This is a genomic window from Algoriphagus iocasae (assembly GCF_014206875.1).
GTDB classification, from domain to species: Bacteria; Bacteroidota; Bacteroidia; order Cytophagales; family Cyclobacteriaceae; genus Algoriphagus; species Algoriphagus iocasae.
The window spans coordinates 114,026-132,003 of record NZ_JACIJO010000004.1 but is presented as its reverse complement, the minus strand read 5'-3'; the positions used below and the strand labels follow the sequence as shown (position 1 = coordinate 132,003).

Genomic DNA, 17,978 nt, shown 5'->3' with positions numbered 1-17,978 from the left:
AAAGGCTGCTAATCAGATTAGCAGCCTTTCTTTATGATTTAGAATTTAATTTCTGCAAGAACAGGAAAATGATCAGAGGGATATTTTTTACCATAATTATCAGTCAAAATTCCATGTCGAACCACCGTTAATTTTCCTTTTACAAAGATGTGATCAATGATTCCATCAGGCATCCTTTCCCAATCAAACCCTGTGAATGTTCCAGCAGGCCCATAAGACGGGATTTCAGAAACCAAACGAGCATCTTTCCAGCCATCCTTGGAAACGATGGTTTTATAGGCCTCATTATCTGGTTTCACATTAAAATCGCCCATTAAAATAACCGGTAAGTTTTCAGTGTTCATTTTCTCAGCTTGAGCAACAACTAGTTTACTGCTTTCCTCTCTTGCCTGCTGCCCGATGTGATCGTAATGAATGTTGAAAACCATGAATTTAACTCCATCCGAATCTTCGAATTTCCCCCAAGTACAGATTCTGTTCAAAGCGGCATCCCAGCCTTTACTTGGCTTCTCAGGGGTTGGAGAAAGCCAAAAAGTACCATGATCTAAAAGTTTGAATTTCTTGTCATCGTAAAGAATAGCGGCATATTCACCTTTGTCTGTTCCATCATCTCTACCCACGCCGATGTATTTGTAATTTAATCCTTCAGTCAATTCAGTGACTTGATGATGAAGTCCTTCCTGGATTCCAAAAAGTTCAATTTGATGGAATTGAATTAGGCTAATCACATGCGGAAGTCTGTCTTTCCAAAGATTTCCTACATCATTTTGGTTGGCATACCGAATGTTGAAGGTTGCGAAATTGTGTGTTTGAGCCATCACATTTGCCTGGATCCCAAAAATCAGGAAGCTGACAATTGCTGCGGTGAACAAAGATTTAAACAGGGTAGTTTTCATAAAAGATGAAGTTAATCGTGGAAAAGTATTTAAGTTTTAAAATTGCATTCTAATTTCAGAATATGAAAACCTTTTATCCCAAAGACCTTGCCCCAGTTGAATTTCATGCATTGCTACAAGGAAGTGTGGCTCCTCGACCCATTGCTTTCGTCAGTACAATTGATGCGGCAGGAAATGTCAATTTGAGTCCCTTTAGTTTTTTCAATTTATTCAGTACCAACCCGGCGATTTTGGTCTTTTCTCCATCCAGAAGAGTGAGAGATAATACCACCAAACATACCTTGGAAAATGTATTGGAAGTGCCAGAAGTGGTCATCCATGTGGTTCACTTCGGGATTGTGGAGCAGATGTCTTTGGCCAGTACCGAATATGAAAAAGGTGTCAATGAATTCAAAAAGGCTGGGTTTACAGAAGTTCCTTCTTTAGAAGTAAAACCGCCTAGAATCAAAGAAGCACATGTGGCATTTGAATGTAAAGTAAACGAAGTGAAGTCCTTGGGAGAAACCGGTGGTGCAGGGAATTTAGTGATTTGCGAGGTTCTTGTTTCTCATGTGAATGAAGCGATTTTGGATGATTCTGGCGTCATTGATCCTAGGAAGCTTGATGCAGTGGCAAGGTTAGGAGGTAATTGGTATAGCCGTGCAAATGGCGATTCTCTTTTTCAGATTCCAAAGCCTCTTAGAACAAAAGGAATTGGGATTGATCAAATTCCTGATGAAATCAGAAACAGTAGTATACTGACAGGAAATAATCTGGGACGTTTAGGGAATGTAGAATCCTTGCCGATGGAAAGTGATGTGGAGGAATATTCTCTTCGTCAGGAAATCCGGGAAATCAGGTTGAGGTTTGTAAATGATGTAGAATCCTGGCTGGATCATATTCATTTATTGGCAAAGGAAAAATTAGAACTAGGAGAGGTAGAAGAAGCCTGGTTGATATTGCTTCAGAAGAGATAAAAAAAGCGGCCTAAGCCGCTTTCTTTATTTGATGATGTATTCAATTGGCATCCGAACTTGGATTCCATGATAGTCTTTTAGCTTTTGTGCTTGCTTAAACAAACCGAAGTTCTCACCCAATTCGGATTTTAACATTTTCAGTTTGACGTTATTTCCAAAGTCACTTATTAGTTCTTCGAACCAAGGTTTTTGCTGAGGATAGTAGACAACTCTGAAATCATCTCCTGCACCGATTCTTTCAGCAGCAAGTTCGATAGTGTCATCCAAACCACCTAAGACGTCCACCAATCCTCTTTCGATAGCTTGATTTCCTGTCCAGACTCTTCCCGATGCAACTTCTTTTACAGCATCCGGAGTCATCCCTCTGCCATCAGCCACTCTGGAGATAAAGGTTTCGTAACCTTGTTCCACGTTCTTTTGGACAATGTTCCGTTCTACTTCAGTTAATTGACGAGTAGGGTTCATAAAATCAGAAAGCTCGCCGGTTTCTACGACATCTGTGGTGATCCCTAGTTTATCATTCAGTAATTCCTGAGTATTAAACCAAAGTCCAAATATTCCGATGGAGCCTGTGATGGTATTTGGTTGGGCAACAATGGTGTCAGCCGGAGCAGAGATATAATAACCTCCTGAAGCTGCTACCTCACCCATAGAAACATAAACAGGTTTTGCTTTTTTTGCTTCCTTCATTTCTCTCCAGATCACTTCTGAAGCTAAAACTGATCCCCCAGGGGAATTGACTCTCAAAACAATCGCTTTGATATTGTCATCTTTTCTGGCTTTGCGAATTTCTTTGGCGAATTTTTCTGAACTGATTACTCCGTCTGCATTTCCACTGACGATTTCTCCTTCAGCGATAATCACTGCTATCCTGTTTGGAGAGGTGATATTAGAAGATCTTACAGTAGAGTTTAACTTGGTAGCATTGATGGTGGAAATATCATCATCTTCACTAAGACCTAGTTTTTCTCTCAATTTTGCATGGATCTCATCTTCATATGCTAAATCTGTGATCAATTGATAAGTGACCGCGTCTTCAGGTTCTCTCACCAGCATCTGATTATTTACCTTGGTCAAAGTATCCAAATTAATATTTCTGGATGCTGCGATGCTTTTCAAGGCATTGTCATTCATGTCAGATAAGAAAGCTTGAGTCTGCAATCTGTTTTCATCTGACATTTGCTTAAGGATAAATGGCTCAACAGCACTTTTGAATTCGCCGACTCTGAATACTTCAGGCTTAATTCCGATTTTTTCAAAAAGACCTGTAAAGAATAATATATCTGAAGAATATCCATTGAAATCAATTCCTCCCATTGGGTTTAAGTAGATTTCATCTGCGACAGAAGCCAGGTAATAGCCTCCTTCTGTATAGGCTTCATCATAAGCAAGGATGAATTTCCCAGAGCTCTTGAAGTCTTCAAAAGCTTCTCTCAGTTCCAAAAGATTGGCTTGTCCAGCCATCACCATTCCTGCATTTAGGTAAATCCCTTTGATACTTTCATTGGTTTTGGCAGCTTCAATTGCTTTTTTAAGATTGACTAAACCTGCTACGTTTGGCTGGCCAAAGGCAGCTCCAAAAATGGATAAATCCAAGTCATCATCGTTTGTTCTTTCTACGATGGTACGGCCATCAAGATTGAGGTGAAGTATCGAGTTCTCTTTTACTGTCACTTCTTCATTTCCTGAGGCAGCGATCATTCCAATGATGCCAAAAGAAACCAGAATGCTCAAAACACTGAATATTATTAAACCCACAATTACTGCGAGTACATTACCTAAGAATCTCATATTTGGATTGATTTAAGATGCGAAAATAACCTATTTTACCAAATCATAATAAGTACAATCATACGAATGACAGAATGTCAAGGGTAACATTACTATTAGGAGGGAATAGAGGCGATCGGGATTTACTGTTAACTACTGCTGTGGAGTCAGTAACAAAGCGTTATTCGCTTTTGTTCAAATCCCTCGTTTATGAAACAGAAGCTTGGGGAGGAATCGCCAAAGGACCCTTTTTGAATCAGGTAATTCAGATTGAGACCAGTGAGACTCCAATGGTTCTTTTGGCTTTTATACAGAAAATCGAAGTCGATTTAGGACGCTTGAGAAATGATCATTGGGGAGATCGAACGATGGATATAGATATTCTTTTTTGGGATAAGATGATAATTACCACTCCAGAATTGAATATTCCTCATCCATTTATACAGGAGCGGAAGTTTGTATTAGAACCTTTGAATGAGATAATGCCTGATTTTGTCCACCCTGTTTTGAAAAAAACAATTCGGGAGTTGGTCGCTGAATGCAAGGACAAATCTTCTGTTCAGGTATTTAAAAAATAAACCCGCCGAAGCGGGTTTTTATTTATAAGCCTGAAACTTCAGCCTCTGGATGTATTTTTTTCACTAAGCCTTGCAAAACTTTTCCAGGTCCACATTCTAGAAATTCAGTAGCTCCGTCTTTTGCCATGTTTTGAACAGACTGTGTCCATTTTACTGGCGCTGTTAATTGGGCGATCAAATTAGATTTGATTTCTGCTACATCACTCACTGCAGTAGTGCTTACGTTTTGGTAAACCGGACAGATAGGATTGCTGAATTCAGTTGCTTCAATAGCTTTTTGAAGTTTTTCTCTGGCAGGCTCCATCAAAGGAGAATGGAAAGCTCCACCTACAGGCAATGGCAAAGCTCTTTTTGCGCCAGCTTCTATCATTTTTTCGCAGGCAATTTTGATCCCTTTATTGGATCCAGAAATCACCAATTGTCCTGGACAGTTATAGTTGGCAGGCACGACAATCTCGTCGGTTATTCCTGCACAGATTTCTTCTACTTTTTCATCAGCCAAACCCAAAATCGCTGCCATAGTCGAAGGGTTGATTTCACATGCTTCCTGCATGGCCAATGCTCTTTGATAAACTAGTTTCAGTCCATCCTCAAATGCCAATGTTCCGTTTGCTACCAAAGCAGAGAATTCTCCCAAACTGTGACCTGCTACCATGTCTGGCGCAAAGTCAGGAGTGGTTTTAGCCAAAATTACAGAATGAAGAAAAATAGCCGGTTGGGTGACTTTGGTTTCTTTTAATTCCTCTACAGTTCCATCAAACATGATGTCTGTAATTCTGAAGCCTAAAATTTCATTGGCTTGCTCAAATAATGCTTTCGCTTGTGGATTTTCCTCGTAAAGGGCTTTTCCCATTCCTGGAAATTGGGCTCCTTGGCCCGGAAACACAAATGCTTTCATTCAATTGGATTTTGTTATGGGGCAAATATAGAGCTTTTCCCTGAGCCGATTCCATTAATTGGTTCAACCGGTGACAGGATGTGGTGAATTGCTGGGGCTTAAGAATTTAGCTTTTTCCTCAGGAGTAGGAAGTCGGCAGGTGGATTTTTTACCATACCAGCGATAGCGATTTCTACCAATCCAATCATAAACGGGATCTCTCAAAAACTTTGGAAGAAAGATCAAAGGATATAGAAAAGGTGCAAAACCAGTTAGTTTTTTGGCGATTTTTAATGCAGCAGTACTTCGATAAAATATCTTTCCATTTTCCAATAAAACCAAAGAATCGAGGTAATTGGGGTCAACTTGATAATTGGAAAGAATACGTCTGCTGAGTTCATCCTGCAATGCACCCACCAGAAACCGGTCATTCGTATCATGTCGAATGACAAAGTCGATGGATGCATTGCAGAGATTACAGACTCCATCAAAGAATATGATGGATTTTTGCTCACTCATCGTAATATTTCAATCGTGCCTTTGAGACTTTCTTGCTGTAAGCTTGGATCTAAGACGTCATAAGTGACAGTTCCAGAATAGAAATAAGTGCCAGCAGGAAGATCATTTCCATTTTTGTCTTTTCCATCCCAACGGATGAAAATATCATTTTCGTTAGACTCAAGGCTGTTGTAAGAATAAACTTCCACGCCCCATCTGTTCACGATGAAGATTTCAACTCCCAAAACGAATCTTGGACATTGGGCAAATGGATTGTCAAATGCCATGAAGGTTTCATTGATACCGTCACCATTTGGAGTGAATGCATTTGGAAGATTGTAAGAAGGACAATTCTCAACGCAAACCACATTGCTTGGCTCACTTTCGTTTCCAGATCTATCCACTGCTGTGATGTAATAACATCCTCTGTAAGTAGTCAATTGACTTACTCTTGTTTGCAAATCAATCGCTGAGATTTCCTGAATCATCGTGAATTCGCTATCCTCGCCGTTTGGAGTATAGTAAAGTCTATAACCGCTCAACTCATCATCGCATTCTCCACTGAAATCAGGTGTCCAGCTCAAATCATGATAGAAGGTAGAAGTATTACAAGGCTGCTCAGCCAAATATTCTTCACAAACTGGTCCTTCAAAAGTCAAGACTGGAGGACAAGGAAGTCTGTTGTCATCCGGCTTCGCACAAACTATTTGCGATTTGTTTTCCAATGGATAAACTAGTCCATCTACATTGTAAGAGCCCTTAGTGATGACATAATAGCAGTATTCTGTCTCTTTTTCCAGAGGGATACCATTAAAGCTTCCATCATCCAGATAGGTGAAACCATCTTGAGTAACATCTACTTCTGCAATTTTCACGAAGGTATCTTCATCTGCGGCGTTAGCATCAGTTCTGTTTCTGTAGACCTCATGCTTGTACTGCTGAACAGCATTGTTCCAAGGAACCTGGAATTCCCAATTCAATTCTATTGCCTCATTAATGATCGTTGGCTGAAGCCAAACTGAAGAGGCTTTTGAAGAAGTGTCAATTTTGGTATTTCTATCTAATAATATGACTTCGTAATTGTAGACCAGATTTTCTGTATTCAGACCAGTATCTGTAAACAAAGTGTCCGATGTTACACCCAATGAAACCTGTCCTTGATCACCTGTAAAGCCTGTATTTCTTAATAGTTCATAAGTAAATGGACCTGGATAGACTGTTTTATCAATATCATAAGGAGGGGTCCATTTGACGAATATTTCCCCGTCAGTAGCATCTGTGTTTTCGACACTTACATTGGTGATGATCGGAACATCCACATCAACGGTGATACAAATTTCCTCCGAAACGACACTCTCTCCCGATCTTGGTGATGGGAATGCCGCTACCAATCGGTAACAATAGGTGTTGCCTGGATCCAATCCTTCCGAGCCATTCAAATCCGTAAAGCTAAATGTCTGCATGTCGGTAATACCAACTAATTCATAGCCCGGCCTGATTCCAGTTTCACAACTGTCTGGTTCGTATGGATCTGAATTAATTCTTCTCCAGATCTGCATTTCATTGGCTGAGTTAGAGCAAGTATATGGATCCCAAGTGAGTTCGGCTGTCCTACCAGCTTGCTGTTCGATGTCATCGAAAACAGGTGGTGGACCTATGACTTTTATTCGCCAGGTCTGTATGTCTACTAGACTTGGGCCTGATTCAGGCTGATCAGAAATTCTTACCCTCACGTCATATTCACGTGCTCTTACATGGTTGCAGACAGTTTGCCATTCGAAATTTACAATTCCTGGACTTGACTGATATTCTCCATCGTTTGGAGAGAAGGATGCTGGAGAAGTAGTGATAGAAATTGGCTCACCATAAACTTCAATTTTGATAGGATCTCCGTCAGGATCAGAACCTTGGATGATTTCCTGGATATTGGTGCCTGCTTCCACACAGAGATCTGGAGGCAGTATTAATTCTGGTCTTCGGTTATTCGAGTTCTCGATAATGATCTGCATATCTCTGACGACATAGCCAATCAGTACCCACTCTCCATTGAGTTTCCGGTATTCTTTGATTCGGAAGGCAACATTAAATTGGCCGGCGGTGCCGGGGGCATCCCAAACCAAATCACCAAAAATCTCATCAAGTGTTAGAAATGCAGGGGTGCTGCCATCTTGCTGATTGAAACTGAATTCAGATGATGCAGGACTTCTGTAATTATTTACAGGTCTTTGGAAAGCCTGCTTTGGAATGTCCATTTCATAAGCTAAGCTATCTCCATCTGGGTCATAAGCTCCTGGGTTGTGGATATATCTGGAATTAATTGCTCCATTGTCTACCGGAGGGATGGTCAAAACCGGAGAGTTATTGACTCCGATAAAAGGGTCAATGGTGATTTGAGTTTCTACATAAAACGGTGTATCCACCGAGTTATCCATGTTTAAAGTTCTGTCATTTCTGTTGAATTCCTGAAAACGGATGGTGTAAACTCCCGGTCCTTGATAGGTATGCTCTATGACAAAAGTGTTTTTCTCGATCATATTACCTAAATCCTGAACCGTGCTAAATGCACTTTCGGTATTTAACTGATCTTCTCTTCCATCACCAAAGTTGATTGTTCCCGGCCCAAAAACGACACTAGATCTGGTATCAGTATACCCAACGACGATGATTCGGTATTCAAGGGTTTGAACAGAAATTCTTTCGGCGATAATTTCACCTGCTCTGATGTGTGTCGCCCATGCATTGGAGAGGCCAATGAGAAAGAACATCAAAAAAAATCCTAAGAAATGATTCAGCTTCATGTTGGTCGATTTGTTGAGGTCACTTTTTGAAATACGTTGTTTAAGCGAAAAGCGATTCAATAGTTTTACAAGACTTTGATTTTCTACCTATACGAAATAAATAGAAGTAAGTAGAAAATCCTGTTAAAATCAAACAATAAAAATTAACAGAGTGTTGCAATACCAAAGTAACTAATAAAGTATAATAAATGAATTTAGTTATTTAGAACCGATTAAAATAAGCAATCCTTTTTTACTTGGATTGTTTACTATGACATCCAAACGTAAATTTGGCTTCAATAATTACAAAGAATTCGTTCTAATCTAATCGCACAATCTGTATGAGCTGGGTTACCAAAACCTTAAGTAGCACACTAGGCAGGAAATTGATCATGGCTTTGACCGGACTTTTCCTCATCCTGTTTTTGACGGGGCACGTTTCCGGAAATTTGCTTTTATTCAAAAATGACGGGGGTGAAGCCTTCAATATCTACGCAAAATTCATGACCACTAACCCTGCGGTGAAGTTGTTGTCATGGTTAACGTACATTTCTATCATTGGCCACGTGGTCTATTCAATTATCCTTTCGAGAAAGAATAAATCTGCAAGACCAATCGGCTATTCTGAATCCAAAGCATCGACAAATTCCACAGCCGCTTCCAGAAATATGGGAGTTTTGGGTACTGTTGTCTTGTTGTTTATTGTGGTTCATATGCAGAGCTTCTGGGCTCAGATGCACTGGGGATCTATTCCTACAGTCACTTATGGTGGAGAGGAATACAAAGATCTTTATTCAATTGTCAATGCTGCATTCCAGGTTGAGTGGATGGTAGCATTGTATGTGATCGCCATGATTTTCTTGGGCGTTCACCTATCCCATGGTTTTGCCAGTGCCTTCCAGACATTGGGATTAAATCATAAAAAATATACCCCAGCCATCGAAGGTTTGGGAAAATTCTATTGCATTGTGGTACCTGCTCTTTTCGCAAGTATGCCGCTGTACATCTATTTTACACAGAGCTAATCCATAGTCCCGTATGATACTAGATTCAAAATCACCTGCAGGCCCTTTAGCCGAAAAGTGGACAAAACATAAGTTTACCAGTAAACTGGTAAACCCTGCAAACAAAAGAAAATACGAAGTAATTGTGGTTGGAACCGGTCTTGCCGGTGCTTCTGCAGCAGCATCATTGGCAGAGCTTGGATATAATGTGAAAGCTTTCTGCTTTCAGGATAGTCCAAGAAGAGCGCACTCCATCGCTGCACAGGGTGGAATCAATGCTGCAAAAAACTACCAAAATGACGGTGACTCAGTTTTCAGATTGTTCTATGACACCATCAAAGGTGGTGACTACAGAGCAAGAGAATCCAATGTGTATAGACTTGCTGAAGTTTCTGTCAATATTATTGACCAATGTGTGGCACAGGGTGTTCCTTTTGCCCGTGAATACGGAGGATTATTAGCAAACAGATCTTTCGGTGGTGCGCAGGTTTCCAGAACTTTCTACGCTAGAGGTCAAACTGGACAGCAATTGCTTTTGGGTGCTTATTCTGCTTTGAGCCGTCAGGTAGCCAATGGAAAAGTTAAGCTGTATCCCAGAACTGAAATGATGGATTTGGTGACAATCGATGGTGAGGCCAGAGGTATTGTAACCAGAAACCTGATCACGGGAGCGATCGAAACGCATGCAGCTCATGCGGTGTTGCTTTGTACCGGTGGATACGGAAACGTCTTTTTCCTTTCTACCAATGCAATGGGTTCTAACGTGACCGCAGCTTGGAGAGCACATAAGAAAGGCGCTTACTTTGCAAACCCTTGCTATACTCAAATCCACCCAACCTGTATTCCAGTTTCTGGAGATCATCAGTCAAAATTGACATTGATGTCAGAATCTCTTAGAAATGATGGTCGTGTTTGGGTTCCAAAGACAGTAGAAATGGCTGAGAAGTTGAGAAAAGGCCAGATCAAACCTGCTGATATTAAGGAAGAGGATAGAGATTACTATTTGGAAAGAAAATATCCAAGCTTTGGTAACTTGGTTCCACGTGATGTGGCTTCAAGAAACGCCAAATATGTTTGTGATGAAGGTAGAGGTGTCAACGAAACTGGGGAGGCTGTTTTCTTGGATTTCAGAGATGCAATCAACAGAGACAGTGAAGATGCCATCCGTGCTAGATATGGCAACTTGTTTGACATGTATCAGCAGATCACGGGAGAGAATCCTTATAAAACCCCGATGATGATTTATCCTGCGGTTCACTACACCATGGGTGGACTTTGGGTAGATTATAACTTGATGACGACTGTTCCAGGTCTTTACGCTTTAGGAGAGGCAAACTTCTCTGATCACGGAGCTAACAGACTGGGTGCTTCTGCTTTGATGCAAGGATTGGCTGACGGATACTTTGTAATTCCTTATACTTTGGGAGATTATTTGGCGCAAAACCTTGCTACCAAAGTGGATACAAATCATCCTGAATTCACCAAAGCTGCTGACGAAGTTAAAGCCAAAATCAAAAAACTTCTTTCCATCAATGGAACGAAAACAGTAGATCATTTCCACAAGCGTTTAGGTAAAATCATGTGGAATGAGTGCGGTATGGCTAGAACAGCAGAAGGTTTGAAGAAAGCAAAAGCTGAAATCAAAGCTTTGAGAGCGGAGTTCTGGAAGGATGTGAAAGTATTGGGAGAAAACGAAGAGTTGAACCAGTCTTTGGAAAAAGCACACCGAGTAGCAGATTTCCTTGAATTAGGAGAATTGATGGTGGATGATGCCTTGAACAGAAATGAATCTTGTGGAGGACACTTCAGAGAGGAATACCAAACTCCGGAAGGAGAGGCGTTGCGTGATGATGAAAACTATGCATACGCAGCCGCTTGGAAATACATGGGTGATGAGCAGGAAGAGGAGCTAAACAAAGAACCTCTTGTGTTTGAGAATGTGAAGTTGACCCAGAGATCTTACAAATAATTGCTAGACAAAAATTCATAGCTATATGAAATTGACATTGAAAGTATGGAGACAAAAGAACGCTTCTGATAACGGAAGCTTTGTCACCTATCCATTGGATGGAATTTCCAAGGATATGTCCTTTTTGGAAATGTTAGATGTACTAAATGAGGAACTTTCCGAAAAGGGAGAGGATCCTGTACATTTTGACCATGATTGTCGTGAAGGCATCTGCGGGATGTGTTCTCTTTATATTAATGGAAAACCTCATGGACCTCAGCAGACAACCACTTGTCAGCTGCATATGAGATCTTTCTCTGATGGAGAAACGATCACTATTGAACCTTGGAGAGCGAAAGCATTCCCAGTTGTAAAAGACTTGGTAGTAGACAGAGCATCATTTGATAGAATTATACAGGCTGGTGGATACGTTTCTGTTAACACAGGCGGTGTTCCAGACGCCAATGAGATTCCTATCCCAAAGGTGATTGCTGACGAAGCATTTGATGCGGCAACTTGTATTGGATGTGGTGCTTGTGTGGCGGCTTGTAAAAACGCTTCTGCGATGTTATTCACTTCCGCTAAAATCTCCCAGCTGGCCATGTTGCCACAAGGACAGGTAGAAAGAAAAAACAGAGCAGAGAAAATGATTGCTCAGATGGATGCAGAAGGTTTCGGTGCTTGTACCAATACAGGTGCTTGCGCTGCGGAATGTCCAAAAGGTATCAGCTTGACGAATATTGCCAGAATGAACAGAGAATACTTCTCTGCAGTTTTGAGCAGTGATAATGTTTAATAAATGTTATTACAATACATTTAAGAAAAGCCGGCGAAAGTCGGCTTTTTTTGTTTAGGTAGAAGCGTTCTATGTACTGATGAGATTCGTATATATTCTATTTCCAGGGTATATGCGAGATTTTTGATTTTAGAGAGATGCTAGATTATTTTTTACAGTTTTTGGGAAAACTTTTGTGGTTTGGAGCCGGGAGCGTGGATTAGTAGTGATTTTCAGATAAGAATATTTCTTAATTTAAATAGCTGAAAGCTAGCTGGCTAAATTTATCCATATTTAAATAGCAGGTTAGTTAAATGGAATACATGCGAAACTAGTTTCGTATACATAATCGTTGGCAACAAGCCAAAAAAAAGACAATGCGACAGATAACCTACATATTGAATTTTCTGATTTTAACGAGTTGTGGTCAATCCTATTCTGACAAGAATTCTATAAAGGAAACTTCAGCAGACACGGAGACATTTAAGTTGGAAGCTCAAAACGAAACACCTAAACAAGAATTAGAGCAAAATTCAACCGAACAGACTCAGTACAATAATCAAGATTTAAGTTATGAATTTAAAGACGCAACCATATTCAAACTGACGGACACAATAACCGCAGACTTTAACGGAGACGGAAATGCTGACCAAGCAATTTTCAGAAAAATAAATGAGACTTCAGGAATTATTATAACTCACGGAGAGACTAATCAGGAAATCAAAATTGGCTTCGGAGAGGCTTTTGCTCATTTGACGGAATTTAATTGGGTTGACTATTGGGGACTTATAATTGACTCTGAATCGTATGAAATCTTAATTGAAGACGCTGAAATTATTGGAGACAGAGAAGTCAAGCTTGATAATCCATCAATTGTAGTTAGAAAAGAAGATGTTGGTGGTGGACTAATAACATTTAAGAGCGGAAGATACGTTTGGATTCATCAATCCGACTGAAAATAAGAAAAGCCAGCAACAATGCATATAGCATATGGCAGGTAAGGTAGTTAATCAAAGTTTTAGGCTTTTAGGTAAGTTTGTTGCAAGCCGCTAGAAAGCACTTTAAAAGTCGCTACAAAGCCTTATTCTACCCGTTAGCTGACATTTTATATCGACAGTAAACCTTGAGAAATTCAAATACAAAATTTTAATACTAATGAAAGAGGAAATTTTAAAAATAAGAGCAGCATTGACCGAAGCTATTCAAAAAAAAAGCGCTTCAAAAGCCAACGATTTCTATGCAGAGGATGGTGTGCTTTTTTTGTTGGCACCGCCTCTACAGGAAAAAATACAAATTGGGATAGAAGGTTTGAATGATTTAAATATTTGGTTTGATACATGGGAGGGAAATATAGGTTTAGAGTCTGAGGAAGTTGTAATACAAAATGACAGAAATATTGCATTCTTGCATAGTCTTGAACATTTGTTTGGACAACGCAAGGATGGTAGCTATACTGACTCTTGGTATAGAGAAACCTTGTGTTTTTTGAAAATAAATAATATTTGGAAAATTGTTCATCAGCATCAGTCATTTCCAATGTATATGGATGGTTCAGAAAAAGCAGCTACAAACTTGAGACCTTAAAGAATATAGTAAGTTTAAGTTCTCTTCTTAGTAAGAAGTTTAGTGCTAAAAACCCTGCATACGTATAGCTGAATCCCGTTATGGGCAAGTTAAGACCTTTATCACTGGCAGGAATGACCACCAATCAATAAGAAAATTAAAAATAAAGTATATGAATAAGGATTTATCAGACCGACTAAGAGAAGTTTTACTTAATGGAAAGTGGGTTGCTAATACCAATTTCAAGGAACAGATAACAAGTATAAATTGGGAAAGGCAAATGAAAAGGTTCAAGATTTGAACACGATTGCATTACTGACATTTCATGTTAACTATTATTTGAAAGGAATATTAAATGTGTTTGAAGGTGGGGAACTTGAAATTAAGGACAAATTCAGTTTTGATATGCCCGAAATCAAATCCGAAATGGATTGGCTAGACCTAGTGAATGATTTTATCCACAATTCCGAAAGGTTTATAGATCAGGTCGAAAAAATGGACGAAAAAGATTTGGCACAACAATTTGTAAAAGAAGAATACGGAAGTTATTTAAGAAATATTGAAGCGCAAATTGAACATAGTTATTACCACTTAGGACAGATTTCTTTGATTAAAAAGTTGATCATGCAAAAACATTAAAAAACTTTAGTAGGAGGAGAATACCTTCCAATAAAGGCCGTTTTTTTAAGAGGGGAATTTATGGGGCTTATAAATTTTGATGCTAAAAATCATCTCTTACTAAAATGCTCAGAACATAAAAATTTGATCGAGAAGAAGTTAGATTTATTCTTAAAAATATGAAATACGGAATAGTAATAGTTTTTGCACTGACTTTATTGAGCTGCAAGGATGATCCAGAAATAATTGAAATTCAAGAGCTAAGAGGAAGTTGGGTTAATATTGAAAATACTACAGATACATTATCTTTCGAAACCCTTTTTGAGGGCAAGGAATTTATACTTTTAAAAAGGGCTGAACTCTACCGAACTGGTCCTTATGAATACAAACTTTTACCCAATAATAATATTTCGATCCATTGGTCCTTAGCAAGTACAATGACATTTGATGAATATTATTTTAAAGTTTCAGGCGACAAATTGAATATTGGAAATTTTTACGACTCTCCCTCAGGAGAAATATTGACTTTTAAAAAACTACGTTAGTTGATTTCAAAAAGGCAAGCTTAAAAAAAATTAAAATCTAGTTTTTGTAATTTTTTATGTTTTTTAAAATTTAACTATTCCAATTAAATATTGTAATCAAAGATAAAAATCAATATTAAAAAGCTCGAAATTCGATTATTTGAGCATAAAAGCCTAACTTTGAAAAGTTATAATTTAGAATGAATTTGTTACAAATCAAAATTAGGTATGAGTTTTATAGATCTGGGGATCTTTTTGGCCTACATGCTGGCAATGCTAGGTGTGGGATTTTTTTACATGAAAAAGAACACAGGTCAGGAGGATTATTATGTAGGAGGCAGGAATATAGGTAGTTGGCATATTGGACTCTCCGTCGTCGCTACAGATGTCGGTGGTGGGTTCTCAATAGGTCTTGGCGGATTGGGTTTCGCAATGGGGATTTCCGGATCCTGGATGCTTTTTACCGGATTACTTGGAGCTTGGTTAGCGGCAGTTTTATTGATACCAAGAGTAAAATCTGATACTGCTTTCGCTAAATTTTTCACTTTCCCTCAAATCATCGGACATCTTTATAATTCCACAGCTGCCCGAGTAGCTGCAATCATTTGTTTTCTGGGATATTTGGGATTTACTTCTTCCCAGCTTCTAGCAGGAGCAAAATTGGCTTCTGGGACATTCGAAGCTTTGGATTTACATGTTGCTTTGTTAATCATGGGAGGCATTGCTGTTATCTATACTGTAATGGGCGGATTAAAGGCCGTTATCTATACAGATACCATCCAATGGATTATCCTAATGCTAGGTTTGATGCTGATTGGAGTTCCTATGGCCTACAATTATGTGGGTGGATGGGAAGGTATTTCATCAACCTTACCGAATGAATTTTTCTCTTTTGCTAACTTAAGTTGGCAAGATTTAGCCAACTGGGGAATTACTATCATCCCAATTTGGTTTGTAGGTATGACCCTGTATCAGAGGATTTTTGCAGCTAGAGATGTAAAGTCTGCAAAGAAAGCCTGGTTTATTGCAGGTTTGTTTGAATGGCCAATTATGGCATTCCTTGGAGTTTCTCTGGGGCTTTTGTCTAGGGTAGCGGTAGAGCAAGGTGCTTTGGAAGGCTTTGGTTTAGGAATGGATCCAGAAATGGGTTTGCCCGTTTTATTAAGCCAGATCTTGCCTGCAGGTATTTTGGGACTGATGATGTCTGCCTATTTCTCTGCAGTTCTTTCGACTGCAGATTCCTGTTTGATGGCGGCATCAGGTAATTTGACCACAGATCTTCTAGGAAGATTTCTAAAAGGGAAATCCCTGAAAGTAGAAATGAGAGTAAGTCAGATTTTGACGCTTTCGATCGGAGCGGTGGCAATTCTCATTGCTTGGCAAATGACAGAAGTTTTGAGTCTGATGCTATATAGTTATGCATTTATGGTGTCAGGACTTTTGATTCCGGTTATTGGCGGCTTGTTCTTTCATCAAAACAATGGGACGGCTGCAGTGGTTTCTATGGTTTCAGGTGGCGCAGTGACTGCTGGTTTAACCATCGCAGAAGTAGCACTTCCATTTGGGCTAGATGCCAATTTATTTGGGCTTATGGTCTCTTTACTGGCTTTCGTGTCAGTTATCTATATTCAAAAATTAAATAGTACTAAGTTAAAATCTATATGATCAAACTAGAAACACTTTCGGCGATAGACTCCGCTACCTATATTCAGAAAAACGAAATTGCTGATTTTCTTTTCCACCATTTAGGCAAATACGGAGATCCAAAAGAAGATATTATGAAATGTCTTGATTATGCCCTTGATCAAGGACTTCATGCGGGTGGTTTTGTGGTTTTGGCGAGAGAAAAAGGAAAGATTGTCGGAACACTTGTGATGAATAAAACAGGAATGTCAGGATATATTCCTGAAAACATACTGGTTTATATCGCAGTGGATGAGTCCCAAAGAGGAAAAGGAATTGGGATGAAAATCATGGAAACAGCTATCAAAATGGCAAATGGAGCGGTTGCGCTACATGTGGAGCCTGATAATCCTGCCAAAAAGCTTTACGAACGCCTTGGCTTTACCAACAAATATCTCGAGATGAGATTGACAAAATAAAATGGCTTACCTGACATTAAATAAGACCAAACTCAAAACAAATTTTGAGTTTCTGAAGAATCTTTTTGAAGAGAAAAACATTTCTTGGGGAGTGGTCTCAAAGCTCCTTTGTGGAAACAGAATGTTTCTCCAAGAGCTGATCAATCTCGGAGTAAGAGAAATCCATGACAGCAGAATCAGTAATCTCGCCATGGTCAAAAAGATCAATCCTGAGGTGCAGACTGTGTATATCAAACCCGTTTCGAAAAGAAATGTGGGCAAAATGGTGGAGTTTGCGGATGTCAGTTTAAATAGTGAACTCAATACCATCCACTGGATCAGTGAGGAAGCTGTGCTGCAAAATAAAAAGCACAAAATCATCATCATGGTAGAGACAGGCGATCTTCGTGAAGGGGTAATGGGGGAACATTTAGTGGAATTTTATTCCCAGATATTTCAGCTCCCAAATATAGAAGTGATCGGCTTGGGCACGAATCTCAACTGTCTTAATGGGGTCATGCCATCGACCGATAAGTTGATCCAACTTTCCCTTTACAAGCAGATCATTGAGTTGAAATTCAATAAGAAAATCCCTTGGGTTTCGGCAGGAACATCAGTGACTATTCCATTGATGTTTACCCATCAGCTTCCACTTGGAATCAACCATTTTAGAGTGGGAGAGACCTTGTATTTCGGTGTAGATCTCTTTGAAGAAAAAATCATCGAAGGTATGCATGGTGATGTTTTTGAATTTCATGCAGAAATCATCGAAATGCAGGAAAAACCGATGTTACCCGTTGGGAATCTGGCTGCTAACCCTCAGGGGGAGGTTGCGGAAATAGACAGCGAATTGTATGGTCAAAGCTCTTTCCGGGCAATCTTGGATATTGGTTTACTCGATGTAGATCCTAAGTACCTGATTCCAAAAGATCAGAATTTTGAAATCCTCGGAGCAAGCTCAGATATGATTATTATTAACCTGGGTAAAAATCCGGAAAATTATAAAGTTGGAGATACGCTCAATTTTGAATTGAAATATATGGGAGCGTTGGGATTGCTCAACTCCGATTATGTAGACAAAAAAGTGATTCAGTAAAAAAGGTTTATTCGCTG

17 protein-coding genes are annotated in these 17,978 nt (G+C 39.4%); 12 read left to right on the top strand and 5 right to left on the bottom strand.

Annotated features, from left to right (window positions below):
* Positions 1–38: 38 nt before the first annotated feature.
* A complete protein-coding gene (locus FHS59_RS20835) occupies positions 39–896 on the bottom strand; it encodes an endonuclease/exonuclease/phosphatase family protein (RefSeq protein WP_184497834.1) in 858 nt (285 codons plus the stop codon).
* Positions 897–958: 62 nt separating this feature from the next.
* Between FHS59_RS20835 and FHS59_RS20830 the strand changes: the two genes are divergently transcribed.
* Positions 959–1,852 carry a flavin reductase family protein gene (locus FHS59_RS20830; protein WP_184497832.1) on the top strand — a complete coding sequence of 298 codons (894 nt, stop codon included), beginning with the start codon at positions 959–961 and terminating at the stop codon, positions 1,850–1,852.
* 24 nt (positions 1,853–1,876) lie between these two features.
* Here the strand turns inward: FHS59_RS20830 and sppA are convergent, their stop codons facing one another.
* Positions 1,877–3,643, bottom strand: coding sequence for a signal peptide peptidase SppA (gene sppA, locus FHS59_RS20825; protein WP_184497830.1), 1,767 nt, complete (start codon positions 3,641–3,643; stop codon positions 1,877–1,879).
* A 74-nt stretch (positions 3,644–3,717) separates the two neighbouring features.
* Between sppA and folK the strand changes: the two genes are divergently transcribed.
* Positions 3,718–4,200, top strand: coding sequence for a 2-amino-4-hydroxy-6-hydroxymethyldihydropteridine diphosphokinase (folK, locus tag FHS59_RS20820; protein WP_184497828.1), 483 nt, complete (start codon positions 3,718–3,720; stop codon positions 4,198–4,200).
* A 22-nt stretch (positions 4,201–4,222) separates the two neighbouring features.
* On the opposite strand, the gene fabD is transcribed toward folK, so the two are convergent.
* The 3 genes from fabD to FHS59_RS20805 form a co-directional block, all read right to left on the bottom strand.
* The gene (gene fabD / locus FHS59_RS20815; protein ID WP_184497826.1) at positions 4,223–5,098 is read right to left on the bottom strand and encodes an ACP S-malonyltransferase; all 876 of its coding nucleotides are present in this window, start codon (positions 5,096–5,098) and stop codon (positions 4,223–4,225) included.
* 63 nt (positions 5,099–5,161) lie between these two features.
* The gene (locus FHS59_RS20810; protein ID WP_184497824.1) at positions 5,162–5,596 is read right to left on the bottom strand and encodes a thiol-disulfide oxidoreductase DCC family protein; all 435 of its coding nucleotides are present in this window, start codon (positions 5,594–5,596) and stop codon (positions 5,162–5,164) included.
* Positions 5,593–8,373: a T9SS type B sorting domain-containing protein gene (locus tag FHS59_RS20805; RefSeq protein ID WP_184497822.1), complete on the bottom strand. Its 2,781-nt coding sequence runs from the start codon at positions 8,371–8,373 to the stop codon at positions 5,593–5,595. Before FHS59_RS20805 ends, FHS59_RS20810 begins: the two co-directional genes overlap by 4 nt.
* 320 nt (positions 8,374–8,693) lie before the next feature.
* On the opposite strand from FHS59_RS20805, the gene FHS59_RS20800 reads away from it, so the two are divergent.
* The 10 genes from FHS59_RS20800 (at position 8,694) to FHS59_RS20755 (ending at position 17,961) form a co-directional block, all read left to right on the top strand.
* Positions 8,694–9,377, top strand: coding sequence for a succinate dehydrogenase cytochrome b subunit (locus tag FHS59_RS20800; protein ID WP_184497821.1), 684 nt, complete (start codon positions 8,694–8,696; stop codon positions 9,375–9,377).
* Positions 9,378–9,390: 13 nt separating this feature from the next.
* The gene (locus tag FHS59_RS20795) at positions 9,391–11,325 is read left to right on the top strand and encodes a fumarate reductase/succinate dehydrogenase flavoprotein subunit (RefSeq protein WP_184497819.1); all 1,935 of its coding nucleotides are present in this window, start codon (positions 9,391–9,393) and stop codon (positions 11,323–11,325) included.
* Between the two features lie 25 nt (positions 11,326–11,350).
* On the top strand, positions 11,351–12,100 hold the full coding sequence (locus FHS59_RS20790) for a succinate dehydrogenase/fumarate reductase iron-sulfur subunit (protein WP_184497817.1): 750 nt from the start codon (positions 11,351–11,353) through the stop codon (positions 12,098–12,100).
* 356 nt (positions 12,101–12,456) lie between these two features.
* Positions 12,457–13,035, top strand: a complete 579-nt coding sequence (locus FHS59_RS20785; RefSeq protein WP_184497815.1) for a hypothetical protein — start codon at positions 12,457–12,459, stop codon at positions 13,033–13,035.
* Positions 13,036–13,234: 199 nt separating this feature from the next.
* Positions 13,235–13,663: a YybH family protein gene (locus FHS59_RS20780; RefSeq protein ID WP_184497813.1), complete on the top strand. Its 429-nt coding sequence runs from the start codon at positions 13,235–13,237 to the stop codon at positions 13,661–13,663.
* A 246-nt stretch (positions 13,664–13,909) separates the two neighbouring features.
* Complete coding sequence (locus tag FHS59_RS20775; protein WP_221444563.1) at positions 13,910–14,281, top strand: DUF1572 family protein; 372 nt, start codon at positions 13,910–13,912, stop codon at positions 14,279–14,281.
* A 158-nt stretch (positions 14,282–14,439) separates the two neighbouring features.
* A complete protein-coding gene (locus FHS59_RS20770) occupies positions 14,440–14,805 on the top strand; it encodes a hypothetical protein (protein ID WP_184497811.1) in 366 nt (121 codons plus the stop codon).
* A gap of 207 nt (positions 14,806–15,012) precedes the next feature.
* A complete protein-coding gene (locus FHS59_RS20765) occupies positions 15,013–16,449 on the top strand; it encodes a sodium:solute symporter family protein (protein WP_184497809.1) in 1,437 nt (478 codons plus the stop codon).
* The gene (locus FHS59_RS20760) at positions 16,446–16,886 is read left to right on the top strand and encodes a GNAT family N-acetyltransferase (protein ID WP_184497807.1); all 441 of its coding nucleotides are present in this window, start codon (positions 16,446–16,448) and stop codon (positions 16,884–16,886) included. The genes FHS59_RS20765 and FHS59_RS20760 overlap by 4 nt, the downstream gene beginning before the upstream one ends.
* A 1-nt stretch (position 16,887) precedes the next feature.
* A complete protein-coding gene (locus FHS59_RS20755; protein ID WP_184497805.1) occupies positions 16,888–17,961 on the top strand; it encodes an alanine racemase in 1,074 nt (357 codons plus the stop codon).
* Positions 17,962–17,978: the final 17 nt, after the last annotated feature.